Consider the following 14,550-nt stretch of genomic DNA (forward strand, 5'->3'; position numbering starts at 1 on the left):
AAACCTTCACGCAGGACACACTCCATGCCCGATCAAATCCCTCATCCCATGTCTCCGCAGGATTGCCTTGTGGCGATCATGGTTGCGGTCTCCGCTTCGGACGAAAACATCCGTACCGCCGAGCTGGTCAAGATTCAGGGCGCCGTGAACATGCTACCGGTTTTTGCAGGTTATGACGCCGATCGCATGCGCCGTATCTCGCAAACCGTGTTCGATCTGTTCGAACAAGAAGACGGTCTGGATGCGCTGTTTGGCTTGATCCGCGACAACCTGCCCGAGCGTCTGAACGAAACGGCTTATGCGCTGGCCTGCGACGTGGCCGCCGCAGATGGGTCTTTGGCCGAGTCTGAACTGCGCCTACTGGAAGAAATCCGGTACGAGTTGAGCATTGACCGCCTGCATGCTGCCGCCATCGAGCGTGGTGCACGCGCGCGTCACGTCGTTTAACGCAGTCCACGCTCAACTGCCGTAGAGCGCACCCCATCGTTCAATCAATGCACGCTGAAACTTGCGCGACCGCCGATTCCAGGCGCGCGCGCCTTCGGGGCGTTCACGCTGCGCACGGGTGATCGTGGCACGATGAGCCACATCTGCGGTGAAAATCGCAAAGGCCAGCTCTGACCCGTCCGCCGTCGTCAGAAAACCACCCAAACCTGATACGAAGTTCAGGGTGCCGGTTTTGGCATCAACCTTGATCGGGTGATCCTTGGCCGCCCGACCCTGACTGTCGGTCAAGGCAAATGGTTTCAGCAAATGCCTCAGGGCCCCCGTTTTCCGTGCCTGAACCAGGGCTGAGACCAGATCTCGCGGTGCCATGCGCGACGCATCGCCCAAGCCAGAATGATCCACCATCGCAATTTGATTGACGCCATAGGTCTCAGACGCCCACCGGTTCATCTCAGCCGCTGACTCTGCCAGTGAATGTGGCATCACACCGCGCGCCCGGGTTGCAGCCATGCCCACGGTTTCAGCCGTCAGGTTCGTCGAATACTTCAGCATCCCGCGCAGGATACTGTCCAAACGATCACTTTGGTGCACGGCCAGAACCGTGCCCATTGGTGTTTGCCGGGTGACCTCAACCCGCCCCAGGACAATCCCATTGGCCCGTGCCAGCGTTTTGAACACATCCCCGGCATAGAGCGCAGGCTTGCGCACCGGTAACCAGCGCGCACCTTCATTCCCCAAAGCCGCCTTGGCAACGGTCCAGCGATCCTGACGCGCACTGGCCTGGTAGGTATAGATCGGCAGGCTGCGCCCCTCGACCTGCATCGCGGCCATATCCACATCGGGGCGATACTTGGCGGTACGGGCGTCCATGCTGACAGCGTAGTCAGTGCCCTCCCGCTTCCATTCAAAATGCACCCGGTTGAAATTCAAAGAAATTCCGCTGATGGCCGGGCTATAACCCAGATGATCCGGCTGACCCGGATCAATGCTGAACACGAAGGGCAGCGCGCCATCATAGACTTTGAAAGCACCGCGTACCTCGGTGATACCAGCGTTTCGCAGATTGGCCGCCATCAACGCCAAGTCATCCGTGTCCAACAGCGGATCGCAGCCACCTGCCAGGATCAGATCGCCCTGCAAAACCCCGTTTACGACAGGCCCATCCGCCAGCAATCGGGTCTCAAAACGGTGACCGGCGCCCAAAACATCCAGCGCATAAAGCGCCGTCAAGGCTTTGCCGACACTGGCAGGGGGCAATCCAAGCTCTCCCTGATAGCTCTCAAGTTGCGCGCCTGTGTCCACATCGGCCACGGCGAACACAACTTCTCCACGCAGCCCGGCCGCTTGAACCAGGCGATCCGTCCCAGTCAACTGCTTGCCGCGAAGCTGAGGACGCAACGAGGTCAAAGGCGGCCCGGCCAGACCCATCGCCGGGATCAATGACGCCCCAATACCACCTAAAAACAAACGACGTGAAATACGATCGACCATGGGTTAATTAAAATCCCAGAGATGAAAATCAGACAACCATTGCATGAGAATATGCAGATAGTGTGGCTATTCCGGCAACACCTAAGCGCTCCAACCCCCACGTTTACGGATCTGGGTCGAGCTGACATCCACCATCGGCACGTTCACAAAACACCAGGCCGGGGCTTCCGCCCGCCCCAGCAAATGCCGCGCCTGCCCGTCGATACGGTACTTTGCATAGAGCCGCGCCGCTGGCGACATCCGGGCCGAGATCCGATCCCCCGGACGCGCCACAACGCCCAGCGGCACGCTGTCCATGATCAAACGCCAATCTTTCCACTTGTGGAACTGCGCCAGATTGTCAGCCCCCATCAGCCAGACGAATTTGACCTGAGGATAAAGCCGCTGCAACGCTGCCAAAGTATCCGCCGTCGCCCGCGTTCCAGTCCGCGCCTCGATACCAGTGATCTCAACACCCGGGTGTTGCATCACAGCCTTCGCCGCCTGCAGCCGTTGCGCCAATGGCGCAGGCCCGTGCTCTTTCAGAGGGTTCCCCGGAGATACCAACCACCACACGCGATCCAGTCCGAACGCCTTCATCGCCTCGCGCGTGACATGCACATGGCCTTTGTGTGGAGGGTCAAAAGACCCGCCGAACAGCCCGATGACCTGCCCGGGTCGCGCATATGGAATATGGTATCGCTCCATCCCTCGCTGATGTTCAGAACTGGGGGGCGTTGTCAATCAACTGGTTGCACCGCGTCACCCAGCTTAACGCGCCCCGGTCTAACGACTTCAGCGCACCAGCCGCCATGCCCCCGCACCGCAGAATAGCCCCCTTTGCCCAGCGCCTCCTCCATCCGACTGCAGGGCGCGCAGATCACGGTAAATCGCAGAATCGCCTCCCCCACCCGCACCTCACGCCCTTTGAAGGCCGCCAGATTGATCCCCGATACCACCAGATTGCGTCGAAGGATTTCCGGGGTGACCGTCCCCAGCCCGAGATACGACCCAATCGCTGCTAAATGCTCCTGCTGGATTAACGTTACCGCCCTCTTGCCCGCTCGACTGCGATCTCCATCCAAACCATCGGTAGAAATCACAGCGTCGCCTAAAGTAACAATATCTGTCCGCCGGGCTGGACGCACACCGATCCAATCGACCCCACCAGGCTTTGCCCACCCAGCAATCAAATCCGCAAGTTCTGTCATCTCACGCGCCTTTCAAACCTTGGCCACTCTAGCCCGGGCAAGGTCTGTGCAAAAATCGCGAAGCCACCAGCTTGCCCCGCCCGCCCCGCTTGGATATCAAGCGTTTCAACCCAATTTCCCCGACCCAGAGGACGCGATATGGCCGCCTATCAATATGTCTACCACATGCAGGGTGTCTCAAAAACCTATCCCGGTGGCAAGAAGTGCTTTGAAAACATCCACCTGAGCTTTCTGCCCGGCGTGAAAATCGGTGTTGTCGGCGTCAACGGCGCGGGTAAGTCGACGCTGATGAAGATCATGGCCGGACTCGACACCGACTTCACCGGTGAGGCGTGGGCGGCTGAGGGTGCCAAGGTTGGTTATCTGCCGCAGGAACCTCAGTTGGACGAAAGCCTCAGCGTTCGTGAAAACGTCATGCTGGGCGTCGCCGCGAAGAAGGCCAAGGTCGACCGGTTCAACGAGATCGCCATGGAGATTGCCGAGAACTACTCGGACGAGCTGATGGAGGAGATGACCACCCTTCAGGACGCGATCGACGCGGAGAATCTCTGGGACCTCGACAGCCAGATCGACGTCAGCATGGAAGCGCTGCGCTGCCCGCCGGACGATGCCAACATCGCCAATCTCTCGGGCGGTGAGAAACGCCGTGTGGCGCTCTGCAAGCTGCTGTTGGAAGCGCCCGACATGCTTCTGCTCGATGAGCCGACCAACCACCTTGACGCCGAGACCATCGCCTGGCTGCAACAGCACCTGATCGACTACAAGGGCACCATCCTGATCGTCACCCATGACCGCTATTTCCTGGATGACATCACCGGCTGGATTCTGGAACTCGACCGTGGCCGCGGCATTCCTTACGAGGGCAACTATTCCGCGTGGCTGGAACAAAAGGCCAAGCGCCTCGAACAGGAAGCGCGCGAGGACAAGTCCAAGCAGAAAACCCTGCAGCGCGAATTGGAATGGATGCGTCAGGGTCAGAAGGCCCGTCAGGCCAAATCCAAGGCCCGGATCAACGCCTATAACGAGCTGGCAGACCAGTCCGAACGCGAAAAGCTGACCCGCGCCCAGATCGTCATCCCCAACGGCCAGCGCCTTGGTGGCAAAGTGATCGAGGTTGAGGGCCTGTCGAAACACATGGGCGACAAGCAACTGATCGAAGGCCTGGACTTCGCCCTGCCCCCCGGCGGCATTGTCGGCGTCATCGGCCCCAACGGTGCGGGTAAATCGACCCTGTTCAAGATGCTCACCGGGCAGGAACAGCCCGACAGCGGCACCATCACGCTGGGCGACACGGTTGAACTGTCCTATGTCGACCAGTCCCGCGACGACCTCAAAGACAACGACACCGTGTGGGAGGCGATCACCGGCGGCGCCGAGATCATTCAGCTGGGCGACGCACAGGTCAATTCCCGCGCCTATTGCTCGTCGTTTAACTTCAAGGGCGGCGACCAGCAGAAGAAGGTCTCGCTGCTATCCGGCGGTGAGCGCAACCGCGTCCACATGGCCCGCCTGCTGAAAGAGGGCGGCAACGTCCTGCTGCTGGACGAACCGACCAACGATCTGGACGTCGAAACCCTGCGCGCACTGGAAGACGCCCTTGTCGATTTCGCCGGCTGCGCCGTGGTCATCTCGCACGACCGTTTCTTCCTCGACAGGATATGCACGCATATTCTGGCCTTTGAGGGTGACGCGCATGTGGAGTGGTTCGAGGGCAATTTCGAGGATTACGAAGAGGACAAAAAGCGCCGTCTGGGACCAGACGCGCTGGAGCCCAAGCGGTTGAAGCATAAGAAGTTTGCGCGGTGAAGCAGAACCTATCTCAGGGGTTGGCTAAGCTCAAAAAGCTTGTTGGAAGAAGACCAGAACAATGCCTCTATCGCGACATCCAAGACCTTAGATGCAAGAACCGTACGATAGGTAGCCATTCATTACACAATAAAGGCGCTCTCAAAAACATATCCGAAAACGGTCACGTTCTCGGATTAGACCCGCTGGCACTACCTACTATGAAGCCTCAGCTGTTCAAAAAGATTGGGGTTCGGCAAGCATCCGTTTTTGACGGGTTTTGTAAACGGCATGACAACGACATTTTTCTTGAAGTCGAAGACGGTTTTCATGGAATGACTGAGCGCACAGCACTACTGCTTTGCTATCGCGCCATTTCGCTGGAATGCTTCAAGAAAAGACGATCTATCACGTTCAACCAAGAGCTACTGAACTCGAAGTTGGTTTCATCCAAAGAGTCTAAAAAAGTGTTCGAAGCTAACCTTCGTGGTGCAAAGATGGGCTACGAGGATGTAAAATTGACTCACAAAAAGCTTCAGAAGAGCATTCACACCAGCAGTTTAAAGGACTTCTACTGTTTTGCTGCAGAATTCGATACACCATTACCCTTCTCGGCAACTGGCGCATTTGCACCAATGCAAAGCGTCACGGGAGAAGAAGTAATGGTCGGAGAAAAGTTGGCGTTTCAATGGAGCCATGTCGGACTGTTCACTGGCAGTATCGGCGACAGGAGCTACTTGGTTGTTGGTGGGTTTCAAGGAAACAAACGACAAGATGTTAGAAAGTACATCTGCGACATGTCTGTCATCAACCCTAGCGAACTAGCAAAGTTTGCTCTGGCAGTGTCTCTGTCACATGTTGAGAACATCTACTTCAAACCTTCGTGGTACGAAAGCCTTGGAGTCGCAGAGACAGCGGCGATTCAATCTTCAATGCATCCGTATTCAGATGATAGATATAGATTTGAAAGTGACGAATTTTCGTCTCTTGAAACCATAGGTGTTAGCTGGTCAAAAACGCTGCATCAAAGCTAATTTCTGCGTTATGATCAGCAAGCGCAGGATGGGGTTTCACCCCATCACCCACTCAACGATCATACCCGAACACTCGCACGATCTGTTCCCGTGCACCAATAGACTTCCAAGCTCCAACCTCTCAAAGGATGGGGTGAAACCCCATCCTACGGCTCTCCGAACGGTCCCTCGGTGATCACACCGCTCCACTCCGCATCAACCCGACCTGCGCGAATATCGCGATGGATTGACGAATACTGGCGAGCGGACGGTTAGTTTTCACTCGGCGGATTTCCGTTCAAAACACCCATTGAGCCCTGAAAGCAAAGTATATTCCGCACACTCCACCCTTGCCACAAGCCCACCCCAATGCCATATCAGGGATGCTAACGTTTTTCTATTTCGACCCACTGTCTCCTTCTACGGCGCTCAGTCTATCGATCCGGACAACGACGCCAGGCTGCCGCAACTCCGTGGGCAGCACCAAAACAGGAGACACGGACATGCCTTCAGGCACCGTAAAATGGTTCAACACCACCAAGGGCTACGGCTTTATCGCACCCGAAGATGGCGGCAAAGACATCTTCGTTCACATCTCGGCTGTCGAGCGTTCGGGCCTGACCGGTCTGGCCGACAACCAGAAAGTCACATACGAGCTGCGCTCGGGTCGTGACGGCCGTGAAAGCGCGGACGATATCCAGCTGGCCTAAGCCAAGCGCAGGGTGAGGGGAAATCCTCACCCTTTTTTGTTCCGCCAGTGAGTGCGCAGGCGGCACATATCGCGTTTTTGCGATATCTGCCCTAGAATTGTCCAGATTTGCTATCATTCTGACAGCATAGTCATGATTGCGTTGGTCATTCTTAAGGGGTTCACCCATGTTCACACGCCGCGTGTTTCTAGCCGGAACGGCCGTCAGCCTGATGCCCGGCATCGCCAGCGCCAAGAAGGCGGTGGAGTATGATCCAACGCCGCAATATGTGCGGATCAAAAAGCAATTCCTGCCCGGTCAGTTGCTGGTCGTACCCCGATCCTTCTACCTCTATTTCGTGACCGAACCGCGCAAAGCGATCCGCTATGGCTGCGGTGTCGGCAAAGCGGGGCTGGAGTTTACGGGGACCGCGACCATCGACGTCAAGAAGGAATGGCCCACCTGGCGACCGACGAATGAGATGATCGAGCGCGACCCTGTTGCCTATGCGCGTTTCAAGGACAATGACTATGTACAACCGGGCGGAAACGGCAATCCTCTGGGGGCCCGCGCGCTCTATCTGTTCCAGAACGGGGTCGACACCTATTTCCGCATTCATGGCACGACGCAGCCGCAGACCATCGGGCGGGCAGCCTCGAACGGGTGCATCCGGATGCTGAACGAACATGTGGTCGATCTGTACAACCGGGTTCCGATTGGAACGGTGGTGACAGTGGTCTGAGCCGCTACGGTGCGGTCCAATCTACGTCAGTTGCTTCTTCAATCAGTAACAACCCGTCAGGCCATGGGCGCATCAGATCTTTAGCCTGATCCTCAGAGCCGGTCAGCCAAGTATTAGCATCCGTAGGGTTCAACAAAACACCCATCCGATGGTGGATGGGTTTCACATCGCCATTCGGCTCACAAGTGACGGTCGCAAACTGATCAACCTGCAACCCGCCCGGTGCCTGCCATGTATCTGTGATCGCCGCAAAGAACAGCGGGGCTCCGTCGGCGGAACAGATACGCCACGCGGCCTTGCGGCGCTTCTCACCGGTCCATTCGTACCACCCGTCGACAGGGACTACGGCACGACCAACGCCTTCGAATGCGGTTTTGTCGAACACGGTCTCAGAGCGGGCGTTGATGATCGTTTCCATCACAGGACGACCACGGGCATTGACCCGACCAACCGGGATCATGCCCCAACGCATCGGCACCAGGCCCGATTGGGTCAGCACCAACATCTCTTGACCGGGTTGGATGTTGCGGCGGGCGGTTTGCGCGGGGACGTCGCCCGAAAGATCAAGCGCTTCGGCAATGTCAGAAATTGGTCGCGTCAGAAAGAACCGCCCCGGCATATGTCCCCCTTAATCTGCAGTCGTGTTGACCAATTCCAAAACCTTGGGCCCCAAAGCCTCGACAATAAGCGCAACGCCCTTGGCGTTGGGATGAATTCCATCGGGTTGCATGAATGCGCCAACAGCGTTGGGATCACCATCCGCTGCCAACCCTTCGAAAAAGCTGGCTGCATAAAGCGTATCATATTCTTGCGCCAACTCGGGGTACATATCATCGAAGCTTTGCTTGTATGCAGGCCCGTAATTGCCCGGGGCTTGCATGCCCACTAACAGGACCTCGACATCCCCCGCCTGCGCCACGCTTAGAATTTTCTCCAGATTGGCGCGCGACACACCCGGGTCAATCCCGCGCAGCAGGTCATTGCCGCCCAACGCCACGATCATGCCGTCTACTTCGGGGGTCAGGGTCCATTCGACCCGTGCAGCACCCCCGGCTGTTGTATCCCCCGAGACACCAGCGTTGATCACGCGAACTTCTGCTCCCTCAGCCGCAAGCCAACGTTCCAGCTGCGGGACAAACCCGTTCTCTTCAACCAACCCATAGCCTTGCGTCAGCGAATCCCCCAATGCTGCAATGACAACGGGTTCTGCTGTGGCCGCAAATCCGCAACAGGCAAACAGGCCCGCCAGAAAGCCCTTGCGCATTCTCGTAAGTGCTCCATATCCCAAGATATTGCTCCTATATGGAAAGTCTTATGCCACAGCCCGTGCTCTCCCTCCAAAATGCTGCTTTGTCGTTAGAAGGCAATGCCGGTCGGGTGGATATTCTGCACGGCATAACGCTGTCGGTAAACCAGGGCGAGACGCTGGGACTGGTCGGGCCATCAGGGTCGGGCAAATCCTCGCTGTTGATGTTGATGGGCGGTTTGGAACAAGCGACCGGAGGCTCGGTGATAGCCTTGGGTCAGGACCTAACCGGTATGGACGAGGATCACTTGGCACGGTTCCGCCGGGATACGATGGGCGTGGTGTTTCAGAATTTCCACCTGATCCCGACGATGACGGCATTGGAAAATGTCGCCACGCCTTTGGAATTGGCGGGTCACAAGGATGCCTTTGCCCGGGCCGAGGCCGAGCTTGACGCGGTTGGCCTGTCGCATCGGCGAGATCACTACCCGGCCCAATTATCCGGGGGTGAGCAGCAACGCGTCGCACTCGCCCGCGCCTCGGCGCCGCGCCCACAGATCCTGCTGGCAGATGAACCGACGGGAAATCTGGATGAGGCAAATGGCGCCGCGATCGTCGACCTATTGTTTGGCTTGCGTGACAAACATGGTGCGACATTGGTTTTGGTGACCCATAGCCACACCCTGGCCGACCGCTGCGACCGGGTAGTTCGGTTGCGCGATGGGCGTGTCGCCGAGGATGCACAAAAAGAGGCGGCAGAATGAGCCTGCGACTGGCCGGACGGCTGGCGCGACGTGAACTGCGCGGTGGTCTCAGGGGATTTCGCATCTTTCTTGCCTGTCTGGCGCTTGGCGTCGCCGCAATCGCTGCGGTGGGTTCGGTTCGATATGCAATTCAAACCGGGCTGACTCAGGAAGGTGCAGCCTTGCTCGGGGGTGATGCCGAGCTGGAGTTCACCTATCGGTTCGCCACCCCTGAAGAACGCGCTTGGATGGCAAAAGAAGCCCAGGTGGTATCAGAGGTCGTGGATTTTCGCTCACTTGCCGTTGTTCAACAAGAAACAGACCCCGAACGCGCACTGACGCAGGTAAAGGCCGTTGACGTCCGCTATCCTCTGCTGGGCGAGGTTGGACTGAACCCAGACATGCCGTTGTCCGATGCTCTGGACGGTGACTTCAATCTGCCGGGCGCCTTGATGGAACAGGTCTTGATGGACCGGCTAGGGCTTTCCATCGGGGATACCTTTGCCTTGGGCACGCAGGAATTCGTCCTGATGGCTGCGCTGACTGCAGAACCTGATGGCGCGGCTGGAGGCTTTGGCCTTGGCCCCAGAACACTGGTCCGAACCGAAGACCTAAGCGCCTCGGGCCTGTTGGAACCGGGCACTCTGTTCTCGACCAAATACCGGCTGGATCTGCCGGATGCGACCGCGCTGGAGGTGATCTCGGCCGAGGCTGCAGAAACGTTTGATGGCACAGGTATGCGCTGGACGGATGCTCGAAACGGCGCGCCGGGCATAGCTGAATTCGTCGGAAGGCTCAGCGCCTTTCTGGTTCTGGTCGGCCTGTCCGGGCTTGCTGTGGGCGGCATCGGTGTGTCTGCCGCTGTCCGGGCCTATCTGTCACAGAAAACCGAAACCATCGCCACGCTGCGCACGTTGGGGGCGGATCGGGCAACCGTGTTTCAGACCTACATGATCCAGATCGGGCTGTTGTCCGGGGTTGGTATCGCAATAGGTCTTGTCCTCGGCGGGCTCGCCCCTCTTCTGTTGGCCCCAATCATTGAAAGCCAACTGCCCGTGCCTGCGGTGTTTTCGATCTACCCCCAACCCCTGGCCGAGGCCGCGCTCTACGGGCTGCTCACGGCGTTCCTGTTCACCCTCTGGCCATTGGCCCGGACCGAGGAGGTCCGCGCAGCGACCCTGTTTCGCGACGCCTTGACGTCGGCCCGACAAATCCCCCGACCGACCTATGTGATGGCGACCGGGCTGGGGCTGGCAATCCTGATCGCAGCCGCTGCTTGGTTCAGTGGCTCAACCGAACTTACACTTTGGACAAGCGGCGGTTTGGTCGGGGCGCTGGTCCTTCTGTCCGTAGCTGCCATCGCCATTCGCTGGCTGGCGCGCCGGGGCGTTCCATACTCGCGTGGTCGACCCTCATTGAGGTGGGCCCTGACGGCCATCTCTGATCCGCGCGAAGGGGCCGGTTCAGTGGTCTTATCTCTGGGCTTGGGCCTGTCGGTGCTTGCAGCAGTTGGTCAGATCGATGGCACCTTGCGGAATGCCATTTCTGGCAACTTGCCCGAGGTCGCGCCCTCCTATTTCTTTGTAGACATCCAGAAAGACCAAATGCCCGGTTTCACTGAAAGGTTGGAAACGGACCCTGCTGTCAGCCGCTTGGAAAGCGCGCCCATGTTGCGTGGGATCATCACCAAGATCAACGGCCAACCTGCGCGCGAGGTTGCGGGGGGTCACTGGGTTTTGGAAGGCGACCGAGGCGTCACCTACTCTGTCCTCCCCCCAGAAAACGCACGGATCACAGCGGGGGAATGGTGGTCGGAAGACTATGCAGGCAGCCCTCAGATCAGTTTTGCCGCTGAAGAGGCCGAGGAAATGGGTCTGAAAATCGGCGACGATCTGACCGTAAATATTCTGGGCCGGGATATCACCGCCACAGTCACATCCCTGCGGGAGGTGGATTTTTCGACGGCAGGCATGGGCTTTATCATGTCGATGAACCCTTCGGCCCTGGCCGGTGCACCGCATAGTTTCATCGCAACCGTCTACGCCGAAGAACAGGCCGAAGCCGCCATTCTGCGCGATCTGGCAGGACAGTTCCCCAACATCACTGCAGTGCGCGTGCGGGACGCCATCGACCGGGTCTCGGACCTGTTGGCAGGGCTTGCCTCTGCAACCTCTTATGGTGCGGGCGTGTCACTTCTGACCGGGTTTCTTGTCCTAATCGGTGCGGCCGCTGCGGGCGAACCGGCCCGCCGGTATGAGGCCGCCATCCTTAAGACAATCGGGGCCGACCGCCGTCGTATTTTGCTAAGCTTCACGCTGCGCGCCATGCTGCTGGGGGCTGCTGCGGGCTGTATTGCCTTGCTGGTCGGCATTTTGGGCGGCTGGGCCGTTGCCACCTATATCTTCGACACGGGGTTCCAGGTGATCTGGCCCTCGGCCTTGGGTATCGTGATCACAGGGGTCGTTGTCACACTAGGTGCAGGATTGATCTTTGCCTTGCGACCCTTGTCTGTCCGGCCGGCCCGCATATTGCGCGCCAGCGATTGATCCTAGCGTGCGCAGGCCACTGGTTGCAGGATTTTCAGCAACGGATCATTGTCACAGACCAGCGCGTCCAGCGTGACATCATCGAGCGATGCATAGAAAACCTCGGCCGCATCCCGCAACGCCACACGGAGACGGCAGGCATCGGTCAGCGGGCAAGTGTTGTCAGCATCCGCGAAACACTCGGCAATTGGCAGCGATCCTTCCACATGCCGGAACACTGCACCGATCCGGATCTGATCTGCAGGGCGCGCCAGCGACATGCCCCCGTTTCGGCCACGCTGCGTGCTCAGATAGTCCAACTGACCAAGTTGATTGATCACCTGCGCCAAGTGGTTTTCCGAGATGTTGCACACCTCGGCAATCTCGGATTTCGTCACCAGCCGATCCGGATGCGCCGCGCAATACATCAGCAGGCGCACAGCAATATTCGTTCGTTTGGTAATCCGCATAGGGACCTCCCTCGCTCAAATATACAGCCTTATTGCATGTTCGGCGAAAAAGCGGTTTGACATACATCAATTACCCGAAAAGGCTCCTAGCAGATGGCAGACCCCTATTTCTTTGGCTACGGCAGCCTTGTGAACCTAGCCACCCATGACTTCCCTGATCCGCGACCGGCAAAGCTCAAAGGGTGGCGACGAGCGTGGAAGCATACGGATTTGCGGTCTGTTGCCTTCCTGACTGCGGTTCCCGATCCAGACTCCGAAATCGAAGGCATGATCGCGCATGTCCCCCAGAACGACTGGGCCGCGCTGGATGAACGGGAATGGGCCTATGATCGCATCCCGACGACGCAGTCGGTCTCCCATCCGCTGGCCCGTGACGTCGAAATCGCGGTCTATGCGGTGCCAGAGGAACGACACAATCAACCTTCGGATCACCACCCCTTGCTGCTCAGCTATATCGATGTGGTTATACAGGGATATCTGCGCACATTTGGGCCAGACGGGGCCGACCGTTTCTTTGCAACGACTGATGGCTGGGACGCACCTGTGCTGAATGACCGGGCCGAGCCAAGATATCCGCGCCACCAACAGCTTAACCCAGATGAGACCGCGTTTGTGGATGACCGCTTACAGCGCGCGTCGGTAACGATCCTTCAGCCGCAGCATCAAAAAGAGGCAGACGAATTGCCTGCCTCCTTCAAATTCTAGTTTGCTTTCGGTTCAGGGCTTTCAGCCCCGCGCGCGGATCACCTGTAGCAGCGGCAACAAAGCCGCCATCTCTGGTCCCCGCTCCATCCCTGTCAGCGCCTTGCGCAGCGGCATGAACAGACCTTTGCCCTTGCGGCCCGTGGCCTCTTTCACCGCTTTGGTCCAGCTGCTCCATGTTTCATCGTCGAACGGTCCGTCGGGGAGCAGCGCAACCGCCTCGCCGATGAATTCACGGTCTTCATCGGCGATCAAGGGCTCTGCCCCGTCACGGCACAGCTCCCACCAGCCCTTGAGATCGGACAGAGTGGTGATGTTCTCACGAGCCATCGCCCAGAACGGCTCGGCCAGTTTCGTCGGAACGCCTGCCTCGGCCACGGCATCTGCAACATCCGCCAACGGTAACGATTGCAGGTGCTTGGCGGTCAGCGGGAACAGGTCCTGCACGTCGAACTTAGTCGGGGCCGCGCCAAAGCGGTTTACATCAAAGCCTTCGATCAGCTCGGCCATGTCAGAGCGCAGTTCAACCGGATCGGACGAGCCCAAACGCGCCATCAGGCTCAACAAGGCCATCGGCTGCACGCCTTGTTCGCGCAAGTCGCGCAAGGCCAGCGTGCCAAGCCGTTTCGACAGTGCCTCACCCTGCGGGCCAGTCAGCAGCGAGTGATGAGCAAAGCGCGGGCAGTTCCCGCCCAGCGCTTCGATGATCTGAATTTGGGTCGCCGTGTTGGTCACGTGGTCCGACCCGCGCACCACATCCGTGACACCCATCTCCGTGTCATCCACGACCGACGCAATCGTATAGAGTACCTGACCATCGCCCCGGATCAGCACCGGATCAGACACCGAGGCCGCATCGATCGAGATGTCGCCCAGAATGCCATCATTCCATTCGATCCGCTCGTGATCCAGCTTGAAGCGCCAGACACCATTGCCGCGTTCAGCCCGCAGCGCCTCTTTCTCCGCTTCCGACAGGTTTAGCGCAGCGCGATCATAAACCGGAGGCTTGCCCATGTTCAGTTGCTTCTTGCGCTTCAGGTCCAACTCGGTCGGCGTCTCGAACGCCTCGTAGAAGCGGCCCATCTCGCGCAGTTTGTCAGCGGCTTCGGCATAGCGGTCCAGCCGGTCCGACTGATGCTCGACCTTGTCCCAGTGCAGGCCCAGCCATTCCATATCCCGCTTAATCGCATCTACATATTCTTCTTTCGACCGCTCTGGGTCGGTATCGTCGATACGCAGGATGAACGTTCCGCCCACCTTGCGAGCGATCAGATAGTTCATCAATGCGGTGCGCAGGTTGCCCACATGGATGTAACCGGTGGGCGACGGGGCGAAACGGGTGGTTGTCATGGGTGTCTCCTGTTGGCGCGGCTCTTGTCACAAAGGCGCGTTTTTGTCCAGCAAGGTTTCCGATCACCCTATCACCCGGATCACGAGATGAACAAATGTTCACACGCAATGTTCATCCATGCTGATAACGAACCCAAGTATATACTGGCAGAGGAAC

The 14,550-nt window shown here is 58.3% G+C and carries 15 protein-coding genes; 8 read left to right on the forward strand and 7 right to left on the reverse strand.

Annotation, left to right across the window (positions count from 1 at the left end):
• Positions 1–24 precede the first annotated feature (24 nt).
• Positions 25–447, forward strand: coding sequence for a tellurite resistance TerB family protein (locus AC2FFE_RS09765; protein ID WP_496819110.1), 423 nt, complete (start codon positions 25–27; stop codon positions 445–447).
• Positions 448–459: 12 nt separating this feature from the next.
• On the opposite strand, the gene dacB is transcribed toward AC2FFE_RS09765, so the two are convergent.
• The 3 genes from dacB to AC2FFE_RS09780 all read right to left on the reverse strand — a co-directional run bounded on the left by dacB (position 460) and on the right by AC2FFE_RS09780 (position 3,128).
• Positions 460–1,938, reverse strand: a complete 1,479-nt coding sequence (dacB, locus tag AC2FFE_RS09770) for a D-alanyl-D-alanine carboxypeptidase/D-alanyl-D-alanine endopeptidase (protein WP_496846523.1) — start codon at positions 1,936–1,938, stop codon at positions 460–462.
• A gap of 81 nt (positions 1,939–2,019) precedes the next feature.
• Positions 2,020–2,625, reverse strand: a complete 606-nt coding sequence (locus AC2FFE_RS09775; protein WP_496846524.1) for a nicotinate-nucleotide adenylyltransferase — start codon at positions 2,623–2,625, stop codon at positions 2,020–2,022.
• Between the two features lie 32 nt (positions 2,626–2,657).
• Positions 2,658–3,128 (reverse strand): MOSC domain-containing protein, encoded by a 471-nt coding sequence (locus tag AC2FFE_RS09780; RefSeq protein ID WP_496819107.1) that lies wholly within the window; start codon positions 3,126–3,128, stop codon positions 2,658–2,660.
• Positions 3,129–3,266: 138 nt separating this feature from the next.
• Here AC2FFE_RS09780 and ettA point away from each other — a divergent pair, with 138 nt between their 5' ends.
• The 4 genes from ettA to AC2FFE_RS09800 all read left to right on the forward strand — a co-directional run bounded on the left by ettA (position 3,267) and on the right by AC2FFE_RS09800 (position 7,357).
• Positions 3,267–4,934, forward strand: a complete 1,668-nt coding sequence (gene ettA / locus AC2FFE_RS09785; protein WP_496819106.1) for an energy-dependent translational throttle protein EttA — start codon at positions 3,267–3,269, stop codon at positions 4,932–4,934.
• The gene (locus tag AC2FFE_RS09790; protein WP_496819105.1) at positions 4,931–5,947 is read left to right on the forward strand and encodes a hypothetical protein; all 1,017 of its coding nucleotides are present in this window, start codon (positions 4,931–4,933) and stop codon (positions 5,945–5,947) included. Before ettA ends, AC2FFE_RS09790 begins: the two co-directional genes overlap by 4 nt.
• 482 nt (positions 5,948–6,429) lie before the next feature.
• Positions 6,430–6,636, forward strand: coding sequence for a cold-shock protein (locus tag AC2FFE_RS09795; protein ID WP_142635630.1), 207 nt, complete (start codon positions 6,430–6,432; stop codon positions 6,634–6,636).
• Between the two features lie 166 nt (positions 6,637–6,802).
• Positions 6,803–7,357, forward strand: coding sequence for a L,D-transpeptidase (locus AC2FFE_RS09800; protein WP_496846525.1), 555 nt, complete (start codon positions 6,803–6,805; stop codon positions 7,355–7,357).
• A 4-nt stretch (positions 7,358–7,361) separates the two neighbouring features.
• On the opposite strand, the gene AC2FFE_RS09805 is transcribed toward AC2FFE_RS09800, so the two are convergent.
• Positions 7,362–7,976, reverse strand: a complete 615-nt coding sequence (locus AC2FFE_RS09805) for an SOS response-associated peptidase (protein WP_496846526.1) — start codon at positions 7,974–7,976, stop codon at positions 7,362–7,364.
• Between the two features lie 9 nt (positions 7,977–7,985).
• On the reverse strand, positions 7,986–8,621 hold the full coding sequence (locus AC2FFE_RS09810; RefSeq protein WP_496846673.1) for an arylesterase: 636 nt from the start codon (positions 8,619–8,621) through the stop codon (positions 7,986–7,988).
• Between the two features lie 50 nt (positions 8,622–8,671).
• On the opposite strand from AC2FFE_RS09810, the gene AC2FFE_RS09815 reads away from it, so the two are divergent.
• A complete protein-coding gene (locus AC2FFE_RS09815) occupies positions 8,672–9,367 on the forward strand; it encodes an ABC transporter ATP-binding protein (protein WP_496819101.1) in 696 nt (231 codons plus the stop codon).
• A complete protein-coding gene (locus AC2FFE_RS09820; protein ID WP_496846527.1) occupies positions 9,364–11,892 on the forward strand; it encodes an ABC transporter permease in 2,529 nt (842 codons plus the stop codon). The genes AC2FFE_RS09815 and AC2FFE_RS09820 overlap by 4 nt, the downstream gene beginning before the upstream one ends.
• A 2-nt stretch (positions 11,893–11,894) precedes the next feature.
• Here the strand turns inward: AC2FFE_RS09820 and AC2FFE_RS09825 are convergent, their stop codons facing one another.
• A complete protein-coding gene (locus AC2FFE_RS09825) occupies positions 11,895–12,341 on the reverse strand; it encodes an RrF2 family transcriptional regulator (protein ID WP_480548644.1) in 447 nt (148 codons plus the stop codon).
• 93 nt (positions 12,342–12,434) lie between these two features.
• Between AC2FFE_RS09825 and AC2FFE_RS09830 the strand changes: the two genes are divergently transcribed.
• Positions 12,435–13,046, forward strand: coding sequence for a gamma-glutamylcyclotransferase family protein (locus tag AC2FFE_RS09830; RefSeq protein ID WP_496846528.1), 612 nt, complete (start codon positions 12,435–12,437; stop codon positions 13,044–13,046).
• 21 nt (positions 13,047–13,067) lie between these two features.
• Here AC2FFE_RS09830 and gltX read toward each other — a convergent pair whose 3' ends face one another.
• Positions 13,068–14,393 carry a glutamate--tRNA ligase gene (gene gltX / locus AC2FFE_RS09835; RefSeq protein WP_496846529.1) on the reverse strand — a complete coding sequence of 442 codons (1,326 nt, stop codon included), beginning with the start codon at positions 14,391–14,393 and terminating at the stop codon, positions 13,068–13,070.
• Positions 14,394–14,550 lie beyond the last annotated feature (157 nt).

The organism is Ruegeria sp. YTSA168, from assembly GCF_059610045.1.